The 25306-nt window shown below is 27.2% G+C and carries 20 protein-coding genes, 1 other RNA gene and 1 pseudogene; 18 read left to right on the top strand and 4 right to left on the bottom strand.

Going from position 1 to position 25306, the window contains the following annotated elements:
* The first annotated feature begins 165 nt into the window (after positions 1-165).
* The 3 genes from sigI (at position 166) to ssrA (ending at position 2559) form a co-directional block, all read left to right on the top strand.
* Positions 166-858, top strand: a complete 693-nt coding sequence (sigI, locus tag AAT22_RS18185) for an RNA polymerase sigma-I factor (RefSeq protein WP_047002283.1) — start codon at positions 166-168, stop codon at positions 856-858.
* Position 859: 1 nt separating this feature from the next.
* A complete protein-coding gene (locus tag AAT22_RS18690) occupies positions 860-1888 on the top strand; it encodes an anti-sigma factor domain-containing protein (RefSeq protein WP_052954010.1) in 1029 nt (342 codons plus the stop codon).
* A 317-nt stretch (positions 1889-2205) separates the two neighbouring features.
* Positions 2206-2559: a transfer-messenger RNA gene (gene ssrA / locus AAT22_RS18915) on the top strand.
* A 223-nt stretch (positions 2560-2782) separates the two neighbouring features.
* Here ssrA and AAT22_RS18175 read toward each other — a convergent pair.
* Positions 2783-4174, bottom strand: a complete 1392-nt coding sequence (locus AAT22_RS18175) for a transposase (protein ID WP_047002282.1) — start codon at positions 4172-4174, stop codon at positions 2783-2785.
* Positions 4175-4425: 251 nt separating this feature from the next.
* Here AAT22_RS18175 and AAT22_RS18170 point away from each other — a divergent pair, with 251 nt between their 5' ends.
* From AAT22_RS18170 to AAT22_RS18155, 5 genes are all read left to right on the top strand, one after another.
* Positions 4426-5637, top strand: coding sequence for an FAD-dependent oxidoreductase (locus AAT22_RS18170; protein WP_047002289.1), 1212 nt, complete (start codon positions 4426-4428; stop codon positions 5635-5637).
* 399 nt (positions 5638-6036) lie between these two features.
* Positions 6037-6828, top strand: a complete 792-nt coding sequence (locus tag AAT22_RS18165) for an SDR family NAD(P)-dependent oxidoreductase (protein ID WP_047002281.1) — start codon at positions 6037-6039, stop codon at positions 6826-6828.
* Between the two features lie 76 nt (positions 6829-6904).
* Positions 6905-7066, top strand: a complete 162-nt coding sequence (locus AAT22_RS19340) for a hypothetical protein (RefSeq protein ID WP_172655036.1) — start codon at positions 6905-6907, stop codon at positions 7064-7066.
* Between the two features lie 336 nt (positions 7067-7402).
* Positions 7403-8302: a hypothetical protein gene (locus AAT22_RS18160; RefSeq protein WP_047002280.1), complete on the top strand. Its 900-nt coding sequence runs from the start codon at positions 7403-7405 to the stop codon at positions 8300-8302.
* Between the two features lie 121 nt (positions 8303-8423).
* Entirely contained in the window at positions 8424-10106 is a 1683-nt protein-coding gene (locus tag AAT22_RS18155) for a GH3 auxin-responsive promoter family protein (RefSeq protein ID WP_084820803.1), read from the top strand.
* A gap of 138 nt (positions 10107-10244) precedes the next feature.
* Here AAT22_RS18155 and AAT22_RS18150 read toward each other — a convergent pair whose 3' ends face one another.
* Positions 10245-11435 carry a coenzyme F420-0:L-glutamate ligase gene (locus AAT22_RS18150; protein ID WP_047002279.1) on the bottom strand — a complete coding sequence of 397 codons (1191 nt, stop codon included), beginning with the start codon at positions 11433-11435 and terminating at the stop codon, positions 10245-10247.
* Between the two features lie 118 nt (positions 11436-11553).
* Here AAT22_RS18150 and AAT22_RS18145 point away from each other — a divergent pair, with 118 nt between their 5' ends.
* Positions 11554-12447, top strand: coding sequence for a LysR substrate-binding domain-containing protein (locus tag AAT22_RS18145; RefSeq protein WP_047002278.1), 894 nt, complete (start codon positions 11554-11556; stop codon positions 12445-12447).
* Positions 12448-12635: 188 nt separating this feature from the next.
* Positions 12636-13487, top strand: a complete 852-nt coding sequence (locus AAT22_RS18140; protein WP_016208197.1) for a DegV family protein — start codon at positions 12636-12638, stop codon at positions 13485-13487.
* A 99-nt stretch (positions 13488-13586) separates the two neighbouring features.
* Here the strand turns inward: AAT22_RS18140 and AAT22_RS18135 are convergent, their stop codons facing one another.
* Positions 13587-14720, bottom strand: a complete 1134-nt coding sequence (locus AAT22_RS18135) for an SLC13 family permease (protein WP_047002277.1) — start codon at positions 14718-14720, stop codon at positions 13587-13589.
* A gap of 106 nt (positions 14721-14826) precedes the next feature.
* Positions 14827-15092: pseudogene (locus AAT22_RS19610) on the bottom strand (NAD(+)--rifampin ADP-ribosyltransferase).
* Between the two features lie 181 nt (positions 15093-15273).
* Between AAT22_RS19610 and AAT22_RS18130 the strand changes: the two are divergent.
* From AAT22_RS18130 to AAT22_RS18095, 8 genes are all read left to right on the top strand, one after another.
* Complete coding sequence (locus tag AAT22_RS18130) at positions 15274-16338, top strand: sugar diacid recognition domain-containing protein (protein WP_047002276.1); 1065 nt, start codon at positions 15274-15276, stop codon at positions 16336-16338.
* 109 nt (positions 16339-16447) lie between these two features.
* The gene (locus AAT22_RS18125; protein ID WP_047002275.1) at positions 16448-17710 is read left to right on the top strand and encodes a GntP family permease; all 1263 of its coding nucleotides are present in this window, start codon (positions 16448-16450) and stop codon (positions 17708-17710) included.
* Positions 17711-17780: 70 nt separating this feature from the next.
* Positions 17781-18908 carry a glycerate kinase gene (locus AAT22_RS18120; RefSeq protein ID WP_047002274.1) on the top strand — a complete coding sequence of 376 codons (1128 nt, stop codon included), beginning with the start codon at positions 17781-17783 and terminating at the stop codon, positions 18906-18908.
* 221 nt (positions 18909-19129) lie between these two features.
* Positions 19130-20224 (top strand): ABC transporter permease, encoded by a 1095-nt coding sequence (locus AAT22_RS18115; protein ID WP_047002273.1) that lies wholly within the window; start codon positions 19130-19132, stop codon positions 20222-20224.
* A complete protein-coding gene (locus AAT22_RS18110; protein ID WP_047002272.1) occupies positions 20224-20895 on the top strand; it encodes an ABC transporter ATP-binding protein in 672 nt (223 codons plus the stop codon). The genes AAT22_RS18115 and AAT22_RS18110 overlap by 1 nt, the downstream gene beginning before the upstream one ends.
* Positions 20896-20928: 33 nt before the next feature.
* On the top strand, positions 20929-21597 hold the full coding sequence (locus tag AAT22_RS18105) for a response regulator transcription factor (protein ID WP_047002271.1): 669 nt from the start codon (positions 20929-20931) through the stop codon (positions 21595-21597).
* Between the two features lie 12 nt (positions 21598-21609).
* Positions 21610-22722, top strand: coding sequence for a HAMP domain-containing sensor histidine kinase (locus AAT22_RS18100; RefSeq protein ID WP_047002270.1), 1113 nt, complete (start codon positions 21610-21612; stop codon positions 22720-22722).
* A 470-nt stretch (positions 22723-23192) separates the two neighbouring features.
* Complete coding sequence (locus tag AAT22_RS18095) at positions 23193-25136, top strand: KUP/HAK/KT family potassium transporter (protein ID WP_047002269.1); 1944 nt, start codon at positions 23193-23195, stop codon at positions 25134-25136.
* The last annotated feature ends 170 nt before the right edge of the window (positions 25137-25306 follow it).

The raw sequence follows: 25306 nt of genomic DNA, 5'->3' as shown, positions 1-25306 counted from the left end.
GGGTTTTTCAACAAACTGAAAATAAACCAGATAATATCTGGTTTATTTTTTATATTTAAAAGTATATTGTTTATAAATTAAATAATAATACAATAAGATAAATATTTTTCTAGTTACCTTAAAAAAGGCATTCAATCATACGAATTTTATTAAAAGAGGTGAGTTATGTTAGAAAATATAAATGAAGAAATTATGATGATTAAAAATGATAAAGAGAAAATAAATATTTTTATAGATAATTATAAACCGTTTATTATAGCTTATTGTAATAAGTCACTAAATAGGTACATAGATACAGATAATGATGATGAGTATAGCATAGCTCTTATGGCTTTTTTTGAATCTATAAAAAGTTATGACATAAATAAAGGAAATTTCTTTTCATATGCCCAAAGAGTTATAAAATTTAGATTAATAGATTATTATAGAAAAAATAAAAAAGTATCAAATGAAAAATCCTTAGAAGAAGATGAAGATAATAAAGATAAATTTTTACTAAGTAAGTCTATAGAAAGTTATCAGAGGCAAGATGTTTCATATTTAAGGAAACTTGAAATAGAAAATTTAATTGATGAACTATCAAAATATAACATAACTTTTAAAGAGTTAATAAAAGCTTCTCCTAAATGGAAATCTACTAGAAAACAATATAATGAAATAATTAATTACATAATAAAAGATGGGGAGATTATTGAAGAAATATATCTAAATAATAAAATTCCAATATTAAAAATTCAAAAAAATACTAGTGTACCCCGAAAAACAATAGAGAGATCACGAAAATATATAATATCAGTACTGATAATACTTTTAGGCGATTATCAATATATAAAAGAATATATAAATTTGGAGGTTTGATATGAAAAAAGCCTTAGTGGTAGAAATAAATGATAATAATATGATTGTTCTTGATAATAAAGGTAGATTTAAGAAAATTAAAAATAAATTGAATTTAAAAGTTGGCGATGAATATGAAAGAAATGAGGGATTAGCTATGAAAAAAGGTATAGTATTTGCAATGACATGTGTATTATTAGCTGGAGTAGGGGGATATGGATACTCTTATGCAGCTCCAAAGGATTATTTAACACTAGATATAAATCCAAGTGTAAAACTAACTACTAATAGATATGATAAAGTAATAAAGGCAGAAGCATTAAATTCAGATGGAGAAACTATAAGTAAAGAGTTAAAGATAAAGAATAAAAATGTTAAAGAAGCTATTAAGTTATTGGTAGAATCAGCAGTAGACAATGGCTACATAGCTAAAGATGATGAAAATGCAGTTATGATTGCTTCAACTAGTGATGAGATATTAGATGAAGCAGAAAATGGTGTAGACGAAGGCTTAAAAGAAGAAGAAATAGAAAACACTGAAATAATAAAAGAAAATATTAATAAGGAAAGATTTGATGAAGCTGAAAGATTAGGAATATCACCTGGAAAAGTAAATTTAATTCAAAAGCTTCAAGCAGTATTACCAGAAGCTAACTTAGATAATTATGCAAACTCATCAGTTAAAGATATTATGAAAAAAATAAAAGAACAAAGAGTTGAAGCAAAAGAGGAAAGTAAGATAGAAAATAGCAAAACAGAAACTGAAGAAAATCAAAATTTAGAAGAGACAAAAGAGTCAATAAACTCTAATGATAATGGAAACACTAACAAAGAAAATCAAAAGAATAATGAGAATTCTTCAAATAAAGATAACAATGTAAACTTAGAAAAAAATGAAGAAAAAACAAATAATGCAGCAAATAAAGATAATATAAAAGAAAATAATGAAAAAACTAATAACTCAAATAAAAGTGAAGTTAATAAAACAGAAAATAATAAAGAAAATTTAAATAAAACAGAAAATAAGAATTCTTCGAAGAATAACAATTAATAGAAGTAAGCTATTGCATTAACAGATTAAGCTCAATTAGTGCAATAGCTTTTTCTTGTTTTTACTATTAAGTTAACTATAAAAATAGAAATATAAGAAGCTTTTTCCCAAAATGCTAATAAGATTAACTTTAAAATAAATATAAAGTATTATAATATAAGTATATAAAAGTTATACATTATATAAAGTTAACTTTAGATTATAAGAAAATCATGGGAATCAAGGATTTAATCTAAGTTGACACAGTAAATTATATAATATATAATTTACACATAGTCAAAATTGAATATTTCGCGTTAAACTAATTTACCTAACATGGGGGCGTTTTGGCTTCGACGGGGGTAAGATGGGTTTGATAAGCGGGCCGAGGCAAGCATGTCACCTCGATAATAAAGTATGCATTAAAGATAAACGCAGAAGACAATTTTGCATTAGCAGCTTAATATAGCTGTTCATCAGCCCAGGGTGCCCACGCTCTGGATCACTGGTGTCATTGAAGTGGGAAACGAAGTTTAGCAAAGCTTTGAGCTAAAGGGGTATTCATGAAGCTAGGGAATTAGGAGTTTGTTTGTGAGCGAACTAAGGACCGAAATTTTAGTCACAAACTACGCTCGTAGAAAGTCAGGCTGGTCTGCTTTCGGACAGGGGTTCGATACCCCTCGCCTCCACCATAATAAGCCGTGAAGAAATTCACGGCTTTTTTATATATTTAATTAGATACTAATAGTATAACTTTTAAATAATATATTATTCATAAATTTCTATGTAAAAATAATAAGTATTTAAAATTATTAATAAGTAGGGTTTGGCTGAAATATTTAATTTTTGCTTTGACCCCTCGCCGTAAACATTTTACGTTAGGAAAAATCCTTTTATTCGATTAAGCTACTAATATTAGATTGCCATCGTATATATTTTTATGGGATTACATAATTTATAGTAATGAATTTTAATATTTTCAAAATTATTTATTTCAAAGCTACCATACTTACAAATATTAAAGGCTGCATTTAAATCAGCATTTATTATTTTATTGTATTTATAGTCTTTAAACAATCCTCTTTTAACTCGTCTTCCTCCGAAAACATCAGTTGAGATTGAATTGTTAAAGGCTTTTGATTTTACTTCGAAAATGTCACCACTTAAACACGAAGTCTTAGATGTATATGATTCATCAATTTCTATTACGTTTATATTAAAACTTGGAGCTTTTAAACAAATATCATTTATTAATTTTATTATAGGTATTTGAAGAAAATGGTTCTTTATATTTTTTGATATTTTACATTTACCATTGTTTTTTAATTCGTTTATTGTTTTTGATAATACTAAATGTGTTACATCGTTATCTTTTAAATATATTAATATGTATTTTGAGAGTTTATGAAATTCTGAAAAAAAGAAATTATATTTTTTTTCATAAAGAAATTTTTTATAATAATTTAAATAGTTAACTTTTTCGAAGTTGCTAGTCTTTTCAAGTTCATTAATATCCTTATCTAATTTTGAAATTAGTTTATTAAAGCTAGAATTATAGCTAATAAATTTTTTTCCACTAATTATTAATGATTTAGTCGTGTTATCGTGCACATATATTGAGGCTAAATTTTTAATTCCAATATCTAATCCAGCATATTTTACTTTTTCAGCAGGAATAATATGTATTTTAGGATGGGTATAATTTATTATCATATAAATATAACCATTTGAATAGTTCAAGTTAATATTTTTTATATTATTTAAATCTTTTACTATTCTCAATAAGGGCTCATGCTTTACATGAGTATAAATCATTTTATCATTTAAATTTAGGCCTATTATATTTTTCCTTTTAAATGTCATAGATTTATAACCATCCATATATAATGTTATATGATTTGCAAGAGCTAATGATTTGGTAGATGGTTTATTTGCTTTGAAATCACCCATTTGTGATTTGGTATAAGTAGATATATAATTCTTTCTTATATTTTTAATTTGTTCAACAATGTTATGGATTTTTAATTCCTTAGTAACATCTATTATATCATTCATTAGAGAATTATTTTTATAATAGTTTTTAATATAATCCACATCTTTTTTCAATTTGCCACCACTACTATTTGTGAATACGGCTCTCATAACTCTTCCGTTGGTTAAAAATTTAAAGTTGTTACCATTATTTTGATTTAAATCTTGATTAATTAAAATTATCATCATATTTTCAAGATGTTGAGTAATAAGAATTTTATCTTTTAAATAACTAATTATATGTTTGTCTTTTATTCTAACTTTTATTGCTCTCAAATCTTCACCTCCTAATAATAGTATTTGATTTTTAGTAGAAAATATTATAAATTACAAGTTATTCTAGAATTCTATTAATTAATAGAATTTTTAAAAGTTAACCTGTATAATCGCTTAATTTTTTTATGAGAATATAAAGCTACCAATGTATAAATAAAGAGAAATTTAAAAAAATAATAATGTTTGAAATAATAAATATCAAATATAAACAAATATATAAATTGATTATGATAAGAAGGCAGGGGATTATTATAGATATTCAATATGTACAAGGAGATTGTATTTTTACTAGAATAAACAAAGTAACTAAGCAATATGATTATTTAACTGAAGACATAAATACAGACGTAATAATAGTAGGAGGAGGAGTAACAGGAGCTATTTTAGGATATTATTTTACTAAAAATAATATTAATGCAGTAATTTTAGAAAAGTCTAGAATAGCTCATGGAAGCACTAGTATAACAACATCTCTTCTTCAATATGAATTAGATAGTAATGCTCTGGAGTTAAAATCTTATACATCTATTGATAATGTTATAAAATCTTATAAGTTAGGGTTAAAGGCATTAAATGAAATTGAAGAGTTTATTAATGAATATGGTAATGCCTGTGATTTTAAAAGAGTAGATAGTTTTTTATATACAGCAAAGAATTTAGAAATAAAAGAAATGGAAGAAGAATATGAAATCAGAAAAGAGGGTGGATTAGATGTAGAATTTATTAATAAAGAGAATAATCCATTTTCTTTAGATGTAAAAGCTGGTGTTTCAAGTAAGGCTGGAGGAGCACACTTCGATCCTTATAAATATACTCATGCCTTGCTAGATGTAAGTACTAAAAAGGGTTTAAAGGTATATGAAAATACTGAAGTTATAAAAATTCAATACAATGAAGATGGAGTAATAGCAGAAACAGTTTATGGTCATAAAGTTAAAGGGAAAATACTTATTGTGGCTACGGGATATAATACAACTCTTTTTACAAAAAGAAACCTTGGTATTAAAACTACAACCTTTAATATTGCAACAAAGCCACTAAACAACATAGAAGATATTTATAAGAATACAGTTATTAGAGACAATGAAGATCCTTATAATTACTTAAGAACCACAGATGATAATAGAATAATAATTGGAGGAGAAGATATAAATTTTTTGCCAGATATATTTAATGAAGAGCTATGTAATAAAAGTTATGAAAAATTAGAACAAAGACTTAAAAATTTATTTCCCCAATTAGATATAGAAATAGAATATAAATACTGTGGGGCTTTTGCATCTACGCCAGATAATTTAGGATTTTTAGGTAAAGACCCTAAAAATACCAAATTGTGGTATTGTTTAGGCTATGGTGCAAATGGAATTTTATTTGCTATTTTAGGTGGAATTATGCTAAGTAAATTATACTTAGGAGAAGTAGATAAAGATTTAGAACTTTTTAAGATAGATAGATTTGATTAATAAATACATAGAGTAATTTCTAAAATAGAACCTATATAATAGACACTTTGAGAAAAGAGTTATTTATAAAGGTTCTATTTTTAAGTGTTAAATTCTTTTAATATTATAGCTGAGTAATGTTTTTTTACTTATGAAATGGTATTAAGATTTAGGTTACTATCTTTTAAACTATTATGTTATTTAGAATGTAGAATATTTTAAAAGAATAAAAAATAAATTGCTTGTTAAGGATATAATAAATATGTATAAAATAGAAAATATATGTGAAAAGGAAAAGATTTATATAAAGTATTTAAGAAGTATAATGAAAAAAACTTTTATAAGATAGATTATTCAAAGGATTTTTAAAAAGTTTAACGAATATAAATGTATAAACTAAAAGGGTGAAGGGGTCTTAAAATGAAAAATGTAGTAATAACAGGAAGTACTCGTGGGTTGGGATTTGAAATGGCCAAGAAGTTTTTAGAGTTAGGCTGTAATGTAACTATTTCTGGATCAAAACCTGAATCGTTTAATAATGCAAGAGAAAAGCTTAATAAATTTAAAGACAAGTATATATACATTACTTGTAATGTTAGAAACAAATCAGATATTAAAAACTTATGGATAAAATCAGTTGATAAATGGGGAAGTGTAGATATATGGATTAATAATGCTGGTCAGAATTGTCCTCGTGAATCTCTTTGGGATACACCTGATGATTATATTGATGCAGTTGTGGATACAAATATCAAGGGAGTTATGTATGGTTCTAGGATTGCCTCTGAAAATATGATCAAACAAGGTTATGGTCAAATCTGGAATATGGAGGGGCTAGGCTCAAATGACATGATTATTGAGCAAACTATTTTATATGGTACTTCCAAACGAGCACTTACTTATTTTACTAAAGGATTAGCTAAGGAATTAAAGAATTCGGAGGTGAAAGTAGGTAGGTTATCACCAGGAATGATGCTTACTGAGTTTATTACAAAGTCACCTACTGGGGAGACATCATCTGTTACTCAAGATCGCGAATTTAAAAAAATTTTTAATACTCTTGCAGATGAACCTGAAACAGTAGCTAATTTTTTCGTTCCTAGAATTCTTAATAATACAAAACAAGATGCACATTTAGTTTGGCTTACAAATATGAAGTCAGCAAAGAGATTTATGATGTCTCCTTTTACTAAAAGAGAGCTTCTAAAATAAAACTATTCAATTTCTTATATGTATTTTATGTATGTAAAAAGCAAATAATGCAGATAACATTTAAGAGGTGAAGTTAATGAGTACAAAATATAAAAATAGTAAAAAGAAAATGGCGTCTTTAGGTCTTAAAAAAGATAATAATGGAGATTATGTTTATATTGATCCAAATGATACTACTTCAGAGTTTGTACCAGTGAGAAATAAAGATAAAGTAGGTAATAAGGAGACAGGAAATTGAAGTTCGAAATTAGTTTGGTATTATAATTAGAGTAAAATATTAAACTTTGAATGACTTGCAAGATAAACTAATAGATACTAAATAAATTTTCTTCTATTAAAAATTATATTAACCTAGACATATAGAGAGCTATAAAATAGCTCTCTTGCTTAATTTTTAACCAATGTTATAAGAAATCCATTATAAATATTGTTCTTTACTTTCATTTTTCCTTTATTTGTATATAATTAAATATATATAATTATACGTATTAGTATTATAACTTAATTATATTTTTTATATGCAATATAACTATATAAATTAATTAAAAATATAGAAATTTAAGGAGATATATACATGAAAGATGAAAAGTATATTAAATATGGACTATTCTCATCTATACTTATAGCTTTGGGGCCAGTACTTTGGCTATTTATAAATATATATGATAAAAATTATGAAAATATAGTGTTTAACATAGTTTTTGTTATACTTGGGCTTACATTAGTGAGCTATAATATTAGAAATTATTTAAAAATGTACAATAAAAAATACAGTGCTTCAGTAGATCTACTAAGGCATATAGTATCCTTTATATTTTACATTCTATTGATAGCAGTAATAGTAATATCCTTTATAGCATTTTATATAGGAATTGCATTTATACAAAGAAAGTTATTTGTAAAAGGAGAGTATTTAATTTACTTTATAAAATCTCCATATTCATATCTATTATTTGTAATACTTGCAATAGTGACTATTAGAATTAGAATGTTATTTTTAAGAAAAGAGAAAGAATATTCTAGGAATCAAGGTTCAGTTCTATTGGGAAGAGTTAATAAATTTTTGATATTAATAATAATTCCACTTATATACATAGTAATAACTAGCGTAGTTGTGGTTACAGAAGATGGTATTTATGATTATAGCTTTTATAACTTAAAGGGTAAGAAATACAACTTTAGTGATGTAGAATATGTAAATACTGGATTTGTTGATAGAGGAAGAAATAAGGGAGAATTCTTTTATAATATTCAATTGAAAGATAGTAAAAAGATAAAATTGGCTTACCCATCTATGACTCAGCCTTCTGATAAATATGAAAATGATTCATGGCAAGAATATGTTGATATAGATCAATATATTATGGATAGTGGAGCTAAAAAAACTTCTAGTGAAAATGGCTCAAGGTATGTACAAATGGATAAAAGATATGTAGATAAATTATTATATGTTGTTAGAAATAAGAATAAGTAATAAATATAGTTAAAACGTATTGCACATGAAAATTTGAGATTTCTATTGTAACAATTTATTAACAGTTTTAAACCAGCTTCATATAATGCTTATGAAAAACTATCATAGGAAGTGTACAAGTATGTCCATAATAAGTAATTTACTTTATAGGACAATTATTGGCTGTGGAGGAGTTGTAGAAAAAAAGTTTAATAAAGAAACTAAAAGCTTTAAGAAAGTAAATAATGAATTATTACTTGATATTTTATCTAAAAATGCTAGTAGTGAGATAGGAGAAAAATTTAAGTTTAGAAATATACTTTCGGAAGAGGATTTTAAGATGAAAGTACCATTAACTGAATATTCTTATTACGATAATTATATTGAACGTATGGCTAATGGTGAAAAAAATATATTAATAACAGGGAAGGTTGAGTATTTTGGGCATACTTCTGGGACTACGGGTAAGCAAAAGTTAATTCCTGTAACAAAGCGTACTAAAATGAAGGGTGCAAAGTATATGGCATTATTAATTACCAGATTTTCTTATAATAATTTAAAAGAAGATTGGAATTATGGTAAGGGATTAATGATTGCTGATATTGTTATGAGTACTTATACTAAGGGGGGAATCCCTATTTGTTCAGCTACTTCAGGTGGAATTAATGGTATAAAAACACTATTACCATATTTATATACTTCACCTTATGAAGTCATGGGGATTAAAGAGAAAGAAGTAGCACTTTATTTACACGTACTTTTTGGGTTAAAAGAGAAAAAATTATTATATATATCTGGAGTTTTTATTTCAAATATACTAGATTTATTAAGAGTTATGGAAAAGAATTCAGATAAATTAGTAAAAGATATCCGCCAAGGAAGGATAAGTAAAACACTGAATATTAATGAAGAAACTAGAAAAGAATTAAATAAATACTTAACACCAAATGCAAGCAGAGCAGATGAATTAGAAAATGAATTTAAAAAGGGATTTAAAGGAATATGCAAAAGAGTATGGCCAAACTTACAGTATATAGCTTCTGTTACAGGGGCTAATTTTACAATTTATGATGAGGCGGTAAAGTATTATTTAGGACCAGTTCAAATATATTCACCTTGTTATGCTGCATCAGAAGGTATTATGGGAATAAATCCATATGTTAAAGATATAAGATATGTAATAATACCAGATACAGTTTTTTATGAGTTTATTCCATCAGAAGAATTAAGTGAAAATAATCCCAAAACATTTTGCTCAGATGAACTAGAAATAGGAAAAAGTTATGAAATAGTTATTACTACTTACACAGGTCTTTATAGATATAGGATAGGTGATGTTGTTAAGGTAGTAGGCTTTTATAATAATTCACCTGAAATAGAATTTTTATATAGAAGAAATCAAGTGTTAAACATGGTATCAGAGAAAACAACTGAGGAACATTTAACAGATGCAATTAGAAATACAAAAAATAGACTAAAACTTGATTTAATAGATTATACAACGGTGGCTGATAATTCAATAACACCAGGTAGATATCAATTTTACTTTGAAGTTAAAGGAAAAGTTACAAAAGAATTAGTTAGAAGTATAGAGATTACGCTAGATGAAGAACTTAGAAATTGCAATTTAGCGTACAAGCGCTTTAGAAGTAAAAGTGGATTAGCAATGCCAAAAGTAATAATGCTTGAAGAAGGAACTTTTAACAAGGTAAAAGAATTTTTATTTATGAAAGGAATCTCTAAAAATCAAATTAAGATACCAAGAGTAGTTACTACAAATAAAAATGTTTTAGGTGTTATTGAAAGTAATAAGCTAGATTATTAGGATATTGATAGATAAATCATATAGATAAATAGACAACTAATAAATACTTATAAAAACAGTTTTAAAAATATTTTTAATTAAAAAGTACCTACTACTAATAGATTTTTTATCTGTTCGTAGTAGATACTTTTTAATTTATTACTTTGTATAATTATCGAAATAACCTTGAATAAATATAATAGGAGTTCCCTTATCTCCACTTCCTGAAGTTAAATCTGATAATGAACCTATAAGGTCAGTAAGTCTTCTAGGAGTAGTTCCTTGTGAAGCCATATTACCAGTTAAATCAGAATCTTTATTTTTAATATATTCTGAAATTGCATTTTTAAGTTCTTCACCTTTAAGGTTTGCAAATTCATTATCTGCTAAATATTTAAGTTTAATTTCATTTGGTTGACCTTCAAGTCCTTTAGTGAAGGCTGGTGAAACTACTGGATCAGCTAGTTCCCAAATCTTACCTACAGGATCTTTAAAAGCGCCATCCCCATAAATCATAACTTCAACTGTCTTACCAGTCTTTTCTTTTAAGATTGATTGAATCTTATCAACTACAGGTTGACAGTTTCTTGGGAATAGTTTAATAGTATTTTCAGTTGATTTATTTGAACCTAATAATCCATAAGCTTCATTACATCCACTTCCATCAATAGATTCACATAATATATTATCAAGACTATAAATTTTTTCTCCGCCATTTGCTTTTAAAATTTTCTTAGTTCTAAATCTTGTGTGAATGTCACAAGTAAGAACACTCTTTGTATAATTTAATATAGTTTTAGGATTGTTTGAGAATATTACTTCACACTCAACACCATATTCCTCTACTAAAGATTTATAATAATCAATATAATCAACACCTGTGAAAGGATGTTTATTATGTCCAAATAAATTACGGAAATCTTTTTCTGTTAAAATATCTGTCCAAGGATTAACACCTTTATCATCTAACATATCTAAATCAACTAAGTGATTTCCAACTTCATCAGATGGATAACTTAGCATTAATACTATCTTTTTAGCTCCCTTTGCTATACCACGAAGACAAATTGCAAAACGGTTACGACTTAGAATTGGAAATATTACACCAATAGTATCGTCACCAAATTTAGCTTTAATATCTGTAGCTATATTATCTATTGAAGCATAATTTCCTTGAGCACGTGCAACTATTGATTCAGTTACAGTAACTATATCTTTATCATTTATAGTAAAGCCCTCAGCTTCAGAAGCTTTAAGTACACTTTCTACAACGATATCTTCAATTTTATCCCCTTCTTTAATGATAGGGCAACGAAGTCCTCTAACAACTGTACCAACAACTCTTTCCAAAACAATCTCTCCTAACAATTTTAAATTTGTTTTAAATACTTAATACTCTTGTACTATACAACAATAAGTGGTATAAGTAAAATAAATAGAATTAATAAATGATATAAGGAGTACTTATATGATTGCTAAATTAGACTTATATAAAGTATTTTGTCAGGTAGCAAAGAGCAAAAGCTTTTCAAAAGCATCAAAAGAGCTTTATATGACACAACCAGCTGTAAGTCAGGCTGTAATGCAGTTAGAAAGAGAATTAGATATTAGACTTTTTAATAGAACACCAAAAGGGGTAACTTTGACTAACGAAGGAAAACTTTTATTTGAATATGTAAACTCAGCAATTAACTTAATAAGTTCAGGAGAAGAAAAAATATTAGAATCTAAGGATTTAACTGTGGGAGAGCTGAAAATTGGAGTAGGAGACACTATATCTAAATATTTTTTGCTTTCATATTTAGAAGTATTTCATAATAAATATCCTAATCTTAAATTTAAAATTATAAATGGAACTACATCAGAACTTTGTGATTTAATTAAGAGTGGAGAAATTGATATTGCAATTTGTAACCTTCCAATTAATGATTCTTCACTAGAAGTAAAACCATGTGGAAAGGTTAAAGATATTTTTGTTTGTGGAGAAAAGTATAAGGACTTAACAAATAAAAAAATTCCATTAGAGGAAATGGTTAAATATCCTTTAATATTTCTAGAGCCTAGTTCAAATTCAAGAAAGTATGTAGAAAAGTTTATGTTATCAAAAGGTGTAAAAATATCTCCAGAGTTTGAACTTGGATCATTTGATTTATTATTAGAGTTTGCAAAAATAAATTTAGGTATTGCTTGTGTAGTAAAAGAATTTTCAAAAGAATATTTAGAAAAAGGATTGCTTTATGAAGTTAAAATTTTAGAAGAAATACCAAGCAGAAGTATTGGTGTGTGCTATTTAAAGAAGGTTCCACTTTCGCTAGCTTCTACAAAGTTTGTAGAGATATTAGAAAGTAAGAAAAAATTATAAAATTATTGAAACAATGGTATAATATAAATATATATGTAAAGTTGATTATATACAAATAGGAAAGATATTTTTAAATTAATATATTAGAGTATGATAAGATAATCTAATTGAAAAACTATGTCGTTAATTAAATTAATAAACTAAAAAACTTCAAAAATTAAAAATAAACAATAGAAGGGTAATTAAGGATGAATAATATTATATTAGTAGCAGAAACAGGTTCAGATATTACAAAAGACATTGCAAAAGAAATGGGGATTTTCCTTGTTCCAATGCATGTTACTATGGGAGATAATACTTATGATGATGGAACTTTTCCAGTAGAAAAAATTTGTGAGTATTATAACAATACAAATAAAATACCAAAGACAAGTGGAAGTTCACCACAGGATTTTGAAAAGGTATTTGATGATATTCACAGATTATATCCAGATAAACAAATATTACATTTGGCATATTCAGCGGTAACAACTTGTTCTTACCAAAGTGCACTAATAGCTGCAGAGCATAGAGATTATGTTACAAGCTTTGATACTAAGAATGTATCAGTTGGTCAGGCGGCAGTTGTTATTCAAACAGCTAAATATCTAAAAGAAAATCCTGATGTTACTATGGAAGAATTATTAAAAGAAGTAAGCAGAATAAGTGATAATACTAAAATGTGTTTTGTTCCTGCTGAATTGGAGTACCTTAGAGCAGGAGGCCGTGTAAGTAATGCCGTATTTATAGGTGGTAAAATACTAAGAATACATCCATCAATTGAAATTGAAAATGGATATTTAGTAGCCAAGAAAAAGTATAGGGGAAAAATGGAAAGTATAATTCCCAAACTAATAGAAGAATACAGCAATGATAAAAATTTAGATAAAAAAGAAGTGTATCTATTGTGGTCAATAGGATTATCAGAGGCCATCCGTAAATTGGCTGAAGATAAAGTAAAGGAAATGGGATTTGAAAAAGTTACATGGATGCAAACAGGCTGTGTAATTACAACTCATGGAGGACCAGGTTCATTTGGAATTGTAGGACTTTCCAAATAAGTTCAGTCTAATAGAAACAACTTATAAAGTTCACCTCAAATATTAGGTATTTATACTTAGTATTTGAGGTGGATTTTTATAGAAATTAAAAAGTTAAGATTAAATACAAAATAGTATTAAATAAATCAAAGGAATTATTATAGCTAGTCCTAAAATATTATAAAATGTAAAAGATCTTAAATAGCTATTACTTTCTTCAGGAAATTCATTAGAGTAAAGTTTAAATGAAATAACACTAGCAAGAGATGCAATAAGGGTTCCTAGGCCGCCTATATTAACTCCAAGAAGTAACTCTCTAACTGAGTTTGTAAATCCTGATAATAGCATAGTCGCAGGTACATTACTAATTACTTGACTTACAATAATTGAGTAAGTAAAGGTAGCTTGTTTACTATTTAATATTTGTTCCATAAAGTTTTTTACACTATCTAAAGTAGATATATTGCCAATGAATACAAAGAATCCGATAAAAGTTAATAAAAGAGAGTAATCTACTTTAAAAAATAAGCTTTTATTAAACAATAATACAGTAAGTATAGTAATTAAAAATGTGAATCTATAATCTGCTAAATGGAATACGGATAGCAAAATTATAAAGAATAGAATTGAGAAAACAATAACTTCTTTTTTATTTTTAATATCTATAGTTTTTAATTGAATTTTCAATTTTTTATTTTTTTCTTTCAATATGAAAAATATTAATAAAATAATTGATATTAATAATAATGGAAAAGTTGATTTAAAAAAATCAATGATATCTAATTTATAGAAGGAATAAATAAAAAGATTTTGTGGATTACCCATAGGAGTAAAACTACTCCCAAGATTGGCAGCAATAGTTTGAAATATAATAATTTTCATTGGGTTAAAATTAGCCTTTTTTCCTATTATTATAGTTAGTGGAACAAAAGTTATTAAAGCTACATCATTTGTTACAAACATAGATGATATTAAAGTAATAAAAACTAAGGTGAAAGTTATAGAAGTATAAGATGTACATCCTTTTAATATTTTAGTTGCAATAGAATCTAGTACCTTTAACTCATTGAAGGAAGAAACAACTATCATTAAATTGAATAAAAGTATTAAAACATTAAAATCAATATAAGATAACTTTGGCACTGAAAATATACAACTAAGTATAGCTAAAGATACAGAGATAATTAATACTATTTCTTTTTTTATAAATTCTAAAAAATTTGTTCTTTGGTTTGATTCTATATTTAGGTTCATAAGTACTCCTCTTTAAAATAATATTAGTATAAAATAACGCAATTTTATTTTATTATAAAGGAACTTAAATACACAAGAGCGATTTTTAATAAAAGTAATAGTGAATTTATTCATTAATAGCTTCAATTCCTTGTTCTTTTAGTTTATTTAAATTATCTTTCATATTTTTAAGTTCTTCTTGTGAATGGCCTTTCCATTCAGTTATTTCTCCAATTACTTTTAATGGGAAGGCTGTACGATAAGAACGAGTAGGATTCCCTGGAAATCTTTTATCAGTTAAATAATGTTGGACTTTGTTCCATGATAAAAAGGTCCGTTATCTAAAATTATATCTGATTTAGGGCTGTTAGTTAATTTATTTTCAATACTCATATGAATTCTCCTTTTTAGTAGAATAATATATTTACATTATCTTATCATAGACAAAATGAAAAATATAAGTCTATATTCTATAAAAATATATCTAATGATTTAAATGTGATAAAATATAAAGTGTTTTTTATGATATTAATTTAATTAAAGAATATTAATAATTTATGAGGAGAATTATATTATGCTTAGTAAATCTTTAGCACAAAAAATAGTTGATAGAATGATGGACATAATACCTTATAATGTAAATATTATGGATAAGGATGGAATAATTATAGCAAGTGGAGATAGGGATAGGATTAATACATTGCATTTAGGAGCTCAAGAAGCATTGCAGGGAACTTCAGCTATAGAAGTATATGAAGAAAGAGAAGGGGTAAAACCAGGCGTTAATATGCCTATAATGTTTAATAAACGAAGTATAGGTGTAGTTGGAATAACAGGAAGCCCCAAAAAGGTAAGGTCTTTTGGTGAGTTAGTTAAGGTTACAACAGAACTTTTGATTCAACAGGAGTATAGTATTGAAAAGTATATAATAAAAAATAAATTAAAAGAAGAGTATTTGTATGAATGGATTCATAGAAAAGAAATTTATGATGATGAGTTTATAGACAGAGGTAAGGAACTTAATATTGATATAGAAGAAAAAGGTTACCTTCTAATAATTGATTATAAAAAGCAATATAGTAAAAAAATTAAAAAGATAATAGAAATTTATTTTAATAAAGAAGTAGATATAATTAGTTTAAATTCATCTAGGATATGTATTGTGCTTAATAACAATATAGAAAGAAATAATAATTTAATAGAGGATTTGCTTGAAAAAGCAAAAGAAGAAGTAAATTTAATGATATTTTTAAAAAAATCAGATATATTATCAAAGACCTTTTATAAAGGAATAAGTACTGTAAATATAGCAATGGCTTTAGGTATAAAGAAAAAAGTAATAAGAGATGAAGATGCTATTTTTTATTCTGAAATAGAGAAAATAGTAAAAAATAAAGATTCAAAATTATTATTAGAGAAGATACAAGAAGGGGGAGAAGAGCTTATAGATACTTTTAGAGTTTTTGTAAGTGAAAATTTTGAAAGGGGTAAGGTAGCAGAATTATTACATATTCATAGAAATACTTTAAGCTATAGATTATCTAAAATAGAAGAATTAACAGGGTTATCCTTTAATAATTCCATTGATATTTTTAGATTAATAAATACTTATATTTATTACAATATATATTCACATTAACAAAGATATTTAAATAAAGATTGTGCAAGTTCACAATGAAAACATTTTCTAATGAAGCTACAATAAAATTGTAATTATTAATAAAAGATTTGAAAGAAGGGTTTAGAAAATGGATGTTATTTCAGTATCAGCGTTAGGTGCAATAGTTGCACTTATAATTTCAATCACTTTGATTATTAAAAAAATTCATCCAGCATATGCACTAATTTTAGGAGCATTAATTGGAGGTTTAGTAGGTGGAGTTTCATTAGTTAATACTGTTAATTTCATGATGGATGGTGCAAAGGGAATGATAACTGCTATCCTTAGAATTTTAACAGCGGGTGTTTTAGCAGGAGTTCTTATTGAATCAGGAGCAGCTATTAAAATAGCAGAAACAATAGTTAGTAAAATAGGTCAGCAAAGAGCACTTATAGCATTAGCAATAGCTACAATGCTTTTAACTATGGTTGGAGTATTTATAGATGTAGCAGTTATTACAGTTTCTCCAATAGCTATAGCAATTGCAAAGAAAGCAAATCTTAGTAAGCCAGCAATTTTGTTAGCTATGATAGGTGGAGGAAAAGCAGGGAATTTGATGTCACCAAATCCAAATGCTATAGTAGCATCAGAAAACTTACAAGTACCTCTAACAAGTTTAATGATTGCAGGAATTATACCAGCAATATTTGGAGTTATAGTAACTTGTATGTTAGCAAAATGGATAGATAAAAAAGGTGTAAAAATTCAAAATATAGAAGGTGAAGAAAAAGAATCTAAAGAGTTACCAAGCTTTATAGCAGCAATTTCAGGTCCTATAATAACAATAATATTACTTATGTTAAGACCTATTGCAGGAATAGTTATAGACCCATTAATAGCACTACCGGTTGGAGGTATAATTGGAGCAATAATAATGGGTAAGGGAAAACAAATTTCAAACTATGCAGTAGTTGGTTTAAATAAAATGAGTGGTGTTGCAATTCTTTTACTTGGAACAGGAACTTTAGCAGGCATAATTTCTAACTCACAATTAAAAGACTTAATTATAAATGGAGTTGATAAAGTTGGTTTGCCTAGTATATTATTAGCACCAATAGCTGGTATATTAATGTCAGCAGCAACAGCATCAACTACCTCAGGAACAGCGGTTGGAACATCTGTATTTGGACCTACAATCCTAGAACTTGGAATACCAGGATTAAATGCAGCAGCTATGATACATAGTGGAGCTACTGTACTAGATCATCTTCCACATGGAAGCTTCTTTCATGCAACAGGTGGAAGTGTAGGTATGGAAATAAAAGAAAGATTAAAACTTATACCTTATGAATCTTTAATAGGTCTAGTAATGACAATAGTATCAACAATAGTATTTGGAGTAATTTTATAGAATAGTAAATATAGAAAATTATTAATGGTTAAGTATTAATTGTTAACTGTTAAAAGTGGAGGTAGAAAAAATGAAATTCGTATTAGCACCAGACTCATTTAAAGAAAGTATGACAGCAAAAGAAGCCTGTGATGCAATGGAAAGAGCTATAAAAAAAGTTGTTAAAGATGCAGAATGTATAAAGGTTCCAATGGCAGATGGCGGAGAAGGTACTGTAGAAGCTTTAGTTATGGCTACAGAAGGAAAACTTGTAGAAACATTTGTAACTCCTCCAATTGGAAAAGAAAAAGTAAAGGCAACTTATGGACTTCTTGGAGATGGAAGTAAGGCTATAATAGAAATGGCAAGTGCAAGTGGAATACAACTTGTAAAAAGAGAAGAAAGAAATCCATTAATAGCTACAACCTTTGGAACAGGAGAACTAATATTAGATGCAATAAAAAATGGAGCAAAGCATATCTTAATTGGAATAGGAGGAAGTGCTACTAACGATGGTGGAGCTGGTATGATACAAGCTTTAGGTGGACACTTATTAGATGATAAGGGCAATGAACTTCATTTTGGTGGAGCTGCTTTATCAAAGCTTAATAAGATAGATTTAAGTAATTTAAATGAAAGTCTTAACGGAGTGACCTTTGAAGTTGCTTGTGATGTTACTAATCCATTAATAGGAGAAAAGGGAGCATCAAGAATATTTGGTCCTCAAAAAGGTGCAACAGAAGAAATGATAGTATTTTTAGATAAAGCTTTAGAAAACTATGCTAATGTAATAAAAAATGATTTAGGAAAAGATGTTGCTTATATTGAAGGAGCAGGTGCAGCAGGAGGCCTTGGAGCGGCACTTTTAGCATTTCTTAATGCAAAGCTTTTAAGAGGAATAGAATTAATAATCAAACATACCGACCTTGAATCCAAAATAGAAGGAGCCGACTTTGTATTTACTGGTGAAGGGAGTATAGATAGTCAAACTATATTTGGAAAAACTCCCATGGGGGTTGCGTCAGCAGCAAAAAGACAAGGTATAAAAACTATTGCTTTTGCTGGTAAAGTAGAAGATGGATCAGAAAATCTATATGATATAGGAATAACTTCTATTTTTGGAATACTAAGAGGAGTAACTTTTTTAGATGAAGCACTAAAAGATGGAGCAAAAAATTTAGAAAAAACAGTAGAAAATGTTGTTAGAACATTAATTTAAATTTATTAAAAAACCTTTCTAATAATTTAGAAAGGTTTTTTTGCGTCATATTCAGGTCATATTCTTGAACTATATTAAGTTAAACTTATTAATCGCATAATTGATTAAAAAGAAAGTTTTATGATAAATACTAAGGAGGCCGTGTATTATGTGTATTACTTGAAATAAAATAAGTGATGTAAGAAATATAAAAATATTAAACATAGAGAAAGAGGTAACAAATGAAATTAGCATGGAAAGAATTAAAATACAATAAGAAGAAATATTTATTAGTTGAGATGATATTAGTTTTAATGATATTTATGGTACTCTTTTTATCAGGGCTTGCAAATGGACTTGGAAGAGCAGTAAGTTCAGCAATTGATAATGTAGATGCAAAGAACTTTGTAATTAGTGAGGATTCTGAAAATTTAATTACAGTTTCTAATTTATCTACAGAGGATTATGAAATGATTAGAGACAAGACACAAAATAATGTAGCAGTATTAAATGTGCAGAGAATGTATATTTTAAAATCAGGTGAAGAAAGTAAGATTAATTTAACATATTTTGCAATTGATACAGAAAGCTTCATATTGCCTAAAATTACAGAAGGGACTGCATTTATAGATACAGATTCTGAAAATACGATTGTTTTAAATGATTCTTTTAAAGAAGAGGGAATAATAATAGGTGATATAGTAGAAGATTCATCAACAGGAATTAAAATGACAGTAGTAGGTTTTACAAGTGATGAAATGTATGGTCATACACCGGTTGGGTTTATTTCTACAAAAACATATATAGACATTAAAAAGGAATTAAACCCCAATTATCAACTGGAATATAATGCAATTGCAGTACAAGGTGAAGGTATAGAGGAATTAAATATTGATGGATTAGAAGTAGTTGATAAGGGAACTATTATTGAAAATATTCCAGGTTATTCTGCAGAGCAAACTACAATAAAAATGATATTATGGGTTTTAGTAGTTATTTCAGCAGCAATATTAGGTGTTTTCTTTTATGTTATAACTATTCAAAAAGAAAAGCAGTTTGGAGTGTTAAAAGCAATTGGAATGGAGATGAAAGAATTAACTAATTTTATTGTTAGCCAAGTTATAATGCTAGCATTAATAGGAGTTGTTTTTGGAAATGCATTAGCTTTTGGTATAGCATCAATACTTCCAAGTAGTATGCCTTTTTATTTAAAAGTAAGCTCTGCATGTTCAATTTCAGTTATATTTATTTTAATATCAATTTTATGTAGTATTATTTCTACAAGAAAAGTAGCAAAAGTAGATCCAATGATTACAATAGGTGGAGGTAACGAATAATGAGTGAATATGCATTACAGCTTAATAATATAACAAAAAAATATAATGATGGAGAAAGTGAAAATATAGTATTAAAAGATATTTCTCTAAATGTAAAACATGGAGAATTTGTAGCAATAGTTGGGCCATCAGGTTCTGGGAAAAGTACGCTGCTTTCTATAGCGGGGATGCTTTTATCTCCAAATAGTGGGGAGATAGTTTTAAATGGTAAATGCTTATCAGATGAAAAACAAAAAAATTGGACTAAAATTAGAAGAAAGCAAATTGGGTTCATTTTTCAAAATCATCAGTTACTACCTTATCTTACTGTTGAAGACCAATTGAAATTAGTTAAAAATATGAATAAAAAAGTTTCTCTTGATGTAAATGAAACATTAAAAGAGCTTGGATTAAAAGATTGTGCAAAAAAATATCCAAGTAATATGTCTGGTGGGGAAAAACAAAGAATTGCTATAGCTAGGGCATTTATGAATAATCCAGATGTTATCTTAGCAGATGAACCTACAGCTAGTTTAGATGGAACTAGAGGCAGACAGGTAGTTGAAATGATTAAAAAAGAAGTAATGAAGCATAATAAAGCTGCAGTTATGGTAACACATGATGAACGTATTTTAGACTTAGTAGATGTAATTTATCGTATGGACAAAGGCGTATTAGTGAGAGATAATTAAAAGAAAACTAACATAGAGAGGTTGGTGGAGGTATTGTTTTCTATTCTTGTTGTTGAAGATGATATGACTCTAAATAAGATGATATCTGCAAAATTAAAAAAAGAAAACTACCAGGTTTTTTCCTCCTTTGATGGACAGCAAGCATTAGATATTATGGATAAAAACCATATCGATTTAATTATTAGCGATATAATGATGCCAAATAAAAATGGATATGAACTTGTTAAAGAATTAAGAAATGCTTCATATATGCTACCAATTCTAATGGTTACAGCAAAGGACCAAATGGAAGATATGGAAAAGGGCTTTATGGTAGGTAGTGATGATTATATGATAAAACCTATTAATATGAAAGAAATGGTCCTTAGAGTAAAGGCACTTCTTAGAAGAGCACAAATTGCAAATGAAAAAAAGATAATAGTTGGAAATACTATATTAGATTATGATGCATTAACTGTTAATACAGATACTGAAAGTTATGATATGCCACCAAAGGAATTTTATTTACTATTTAAATTACTTAGCAATCCCAATAAAATATTCACAAGGTATGAATTGATGGATGAAATATGGGGAATGGAAAATGATATTAATGATCGTACGGTTGATTCACATATTAAAAAGCTTAGAAGAAAATTTGAAAAAAGTAATGATTTTGAAATTGTAACAGTCAGGGGATTAGGATACAAGGCAAAGCTTTAAATGGAGAGAATTATGAAGAAACTAAGTAATATTAGAACTAAGAAAAAGCAAAAAAAATTAAAAATGTCATTAAGAATACACTTTTCATTAGTAGCAATTGCTACACTGACTTTTTCATGTATTATTTCTTGTGTTATTGTACTGCTAGGCATGAAGCTTTTTTATAAGGGTGAAGTTACAATGCCAATATCAATCTTTATGTGCATTTTTGCTTGTATTATGACGATTGTATTAGGTGGAATACTTCTTTGGGTAGGTACAGCACATTTTATAAAGCCTATTATAGAAGTTAGTAATGCAGTAAAAAAAGTTTCAGAAGGTGATTTTACAGTTAAAATTAAGAGAAATGAAAAATTAAGAGGAAAATATGAGTATAGCAATGAGATTGATGAACTTGCTGAAAGTGTTAATAAGATGTCAGCTGAATTAAGTGGAATGGATTATATGCGAAAAGACTTTATGAGCAATGTATCCCATGAGGTAAAGACTCCTGTTGCTGCTATTACAGGATTTTCAGAACTACTTATGGATGGTGGATTAAGTAAAGAAGAAGAACAAGAGTATTTAGGATATGTATATAATGAATCAGTAAGATTATCAAAACTATCTGAAAATATGTTACAGCTTTCTAGGTTAGACAATCAGTCTATTGTTGATAAGAACAAAGAATTTTCTTTAGATGAACAGCTTCGTAAATGCATAATTATGTTATCAGAAAAATGGGATAACAGAGAGAATAATTTTGATCTGCAGCTAGATAAAGTCATTATTAAGAGTAATTATGATTTACTTTATCAGGTATGGACAAATTTAATTGATAATGCAATTAAATACTCAAGACCTAAAAGTACTATTAAAATTATATTAACTTCTATGGATGATAATGTAGAGGTAATAATTTGTGATGAAGGAATTGGTATTTCAGAAGAAAAAACAACTAGAATCTTTGAAAGGTTTTATCAGTGTGATGAATCGCATAAAAATTTAGGAAATGGTCTTGGCCTTTCTATTGTAAAAAGGATATTAGAGCTTTTAGGTGGGAAAATATACTGTGAAAGTAAAATAGGTGAAGGAACTAAAATGACTATTCTAATTAAGAAAGAGGAATTCACTACTAAACTGTGATAATCTTCTGGAGCAGCATTAGCAGCTGCTGTTAAGCTATCAATAAAATAGATAAGGAGAATATATATTAACAGATTGAATATCCTCTTCACCATTTATAGTACCAAAAGGAAGACGTTACACTAATATATAAAAGTTAATATGACAGAAGTATAAGGCCTGTGGAAATAATATTAAAAATATATTATTTCACAGTCCTTTTTTTATAAAAACTAAAGAAAATCAGCATAAAAAATATAAATAAAGAGATAATATATGCAAGATTTGAGATAACGGGGATAGATAGATAAAATTAACGTTCATATAAGGATATAAGCATGTTGTTTTAAATATAATATTGCTATAAAATATTGATTTTGAGAGCGACATTATTCTATAAAATAATAACTTTTACAAATAGAGATTAAAAAAATTGCGTAATATGTAGTTATATGAATTAATATTGTAAGAAATGTAGGAAGGTATACAAAATGAAAGTTAACAAAAAAGTTAGTATAGCATCTCTTTTAGTAGCACTAGGTATTGTGTATGGAGATATAGGAACATCACCGCTTTATGTTATGAAATCAATGCTTATGGTAGACAATGGACATGTATCAAAAGATCTTATTTTAGGAGGGGTGTCTCTTGTTATATGGACATTGACCCTTCAAACAACAATAAAGTATGTAATGATAACTTTAGAAGCTGATAATAAAGGTGAAGGAGGAATATTTTCATTATATACCTTGGTAAGAAAAAAGGCTAAATGGCTAATAATACCTGCTGTTGTAGGGGGGGCAACATTACTTGCAGATGGAATGATTACACCACCTGTAACTGTAACTTCTGCAATAGAAGGACTAAACTTAGTTATACCAATTGAAACAAGAGGTATAATTATAATTGTAATAACTATATTAACACTATTATTTTTGCTTCAAAGATTTGGAACAGATGTAATAGGAAAAGTCTTTGGACCTATGATGGTTATATGGTTTGTAATGTTATTTATTTTAGGTATAGTCCAAGTACTGCAATTCCCGGGTATAATAAAGGCTATAAATCCTTATTATGGTATACACTTATTAATAACAAGTCCTAGAAGTGTATATATTTTAGGAGCAGTATTTCTTTGCACTACAGGAGCAGAAGCTCTTTATTCAGATCTTGGGCATTGTGGTAAAAGAAATATTCATTATACATGGGTATTTGTAAAAATAAGTTTAATATTTAATTACTTAGGTCAAGGTGCATGGCTTATGTTAAGAGAAGGAAACGTGATTAAAGAAAATCCATTTTTCTTAATTATGCCGGAATGGTTTATAATACCTGGCACTATAATAGCTACAATTGCAGCAATAATAGCTAGTCAAGCCCTTATAACTGGTTCATTTACATTAGTTTCTGAAGCTATTAAGTTGAATTTATTTCCAAAGCTTCAAGTTAGATATCCAAATGAAGATAAGGGCAAAGTTTATATACCAGCAGTAAACATGTTACTTTATATTGGATGTGTACTATTAGTACTAAAATTTAAAAAATCAGAACATATGGAAGCTGCATATGGACTAGCAATTACAATAACAATGCTTATGACAACTATATTATTATCTCAATACATAAGGTATATTAAAAAGAAATCATCAATGGCAATAATGATTTTTATTGTTTTTACTATTATAGAGGCTGCTTTCTTGTATGCTAACTTATTTAAATTTATTAATGGTGGATATGTAACAATTATAATTGCTGGTGCATTGATATTTTTAATGTATATATGGATTTATGGTACAGTTATAAGAAAGAGATTTAGTCAGTACGTTGGTATATTATGTTTTAAAAAGCACTTTAGATCATTAAAAGATGATAAGGAACTACCTTTATTTGCAACAAATCTTGTATATTTAACAGAATCTCAAAATTATGAAGAAATTGAAAGTAAAATAATCTTTTCAATTTTTAATAAGCAACCTAAGCGTGCAAAATTTTATTGGTTTGTAAATGTTAAGGTAACAGATGAGCCATATACAAAAGAATATAATGTAAAAACAATAGTACCAAATGAAGCATTTTATATTCAATTTAACCTTGGATTTCGTGTAGAACAAAAGATTAATATATTTTTATATCAAGTTATTCAAGACCTTGTGCGTAGTGGGGAGATAAAATATACTCCAAAGGAATATATGATTGGTCATAGTAAAAAGCATCTTGTTGGAGATTTTAAATTTGTATTATTACAAGAAATACTTTCAAATGAAAGTGAATTATCTAGATGGGATAATTTTGTTACAAGTACTAAATTATTAATAAAGAAATTAACTGTTTCACCAGAGAAATGGTTTGGAATAGATACTAGTATTGTTAGAATAGAGAAAGTTCCTATAATTATAGGAAATGGAGAAACCCTAAAGTTAACGCGAATAGACTAATAATGAATACTATTTAGTAATATATAAGTAATATAGTAAATAGAGAAATAAACAAGTGACAATAATATATTGCAACTTGTTTATTTTTTATATATAAATCATTAATATAGCATTCTTAAAGAATTATATAAGCTAAAATAAATAGTCATAAATTAAATTTATATGATAAA

The sequence above is a fragment of the Clostridium sp. C8 genome (assembly GCF_001010885.1).
Classification (GTDB): Bacteria; Bacillota; Clostridia; order Clostridiales; family Clostridiaceae; genus Clostridium; species Clostridium sartagoforme.
The sequence above is the reverse complement of the archived record's forward strand: the minus strand, read 5'-3'. Positions and strand labels throughout refer to the sequence as shown.

What these genes read in the sequence shown, in the direction of transcription:
- AAT22_RS19340 (WP_172655036.1), top strand. Translation starts at nt 6,905, where the DNA reads ATGAGTACAAAATATAAAAATAGTAAAAAGAAAATGGCGTCTTTAGGT.
- AAT22_RS18110 (WP_047002272.1), top strand. Translation starts at nt 20,224, where the DNA reads ATGAGTGAATATGCATTACAGCTTAATAATATAACAAAAAAATATAAT.
- AAT22_RS18690 (WP_052954010.1), top strand. Translation starts at nt 860, where the DNA reads ATGAAAAAAGCCTTAGTGGTAGAAATAAATGATAATAATATGATTGTT.
- AAT22_RS18100 (WP_047002270.1), top strand. Translation starts at nt 21,610, where the DNA reads ATGAAGAAACTAAGTAATATTAGAACTAAGAAAAAGCAAAAAAAATTA.
- AAT22_RS18130 (WP_047002276.1), top strand. Translation starts at nt 15,274, where the DNA reads ATGCTTAGTAAATCTTTAGCACAAAAAATAGTTGATAGAATGATGGAC.
- AAT22_RS18120 (WP_047002274.1), top strand. Translation starts at nt 17,781, where the DNA reads ATGAAATTCGTATTAGCACCAGACTCATTTAAAGAAAGTATGACAGCA.
- AAT22_RS18095 (WP_047002269.1), top strand. Translation starts at nt 23,193, where the DNA reads ATGAAAGTTAACAAAAAAGTTAGTATAGCATCTCTTTTAGTAGCACTA.
- sigI (WP_047002283.1), top strand. Translation starts at nt 166, where the DNA reads ATGTTAGAAAATATAAATGAAGAAATTATGATGATTAAAAATGATAAA.
- AAT22_RS18115 (WP_047002273.1), top strand. Translation starts at nt 19,130, where the DNA reads ATGAAATTAGCATGGAAAGAATTAAAATACAATAAGAAGAAATATTTA.
- AAT22_RS18140 (WP_016208197.1), top strand. Translation starts at nt 12,636, where the DNA reads ATGAATAATATTATATTAGTAGCAGAAACAGGTTCAGATATTACAAAA.
- AAT22_RS18145 (WP_047002278.1), top strand. Translation starts at nt 11,554, where the DNA reads ATGATTGCTAAATTAGACTTATATAAAGTATTTTGTCAGGTAGCAAAG.
- AAT22_RS18135 (WP_047002277.1), bottom strand. Translation starts at nt 14,720, where the DNA reads ATGAACCTAAATATAGAATCAAACCAAAGAACAAATTTTTTAGAATTT.
- AAT22_RS18125 (WP_047002275.1), top strand. Translation starts at nt 16,448, where the DNA reads ATGGATGTTATTTCAGTATCAGCGTTAGGTGCAATAGTTGCACTTATA.
- AAT22_RS18165 (WP_047002281.1), top strand. Translation starts at nt 6,037, where the DNA reads ATGAAAAATGTAGTAATAACAGGAAGTACTCGTGGGTTGGGATTTGAA.
- AAT22_RS18155 (WP_084820803.1), top strand. Translation starts at nt 8,424, where the DNA reads ATGTCCATAATAAGTAATTTACTTTATAGGACAATTATTGGCTGTGGA.
- AAT22_RS18160 (WP_047002280.1), top strand. Translation starts at nt 7,403, where the DNA reads ATGAAAGATGAAAAGTATATTAAATATGGACTATTCTCATCTATACTT.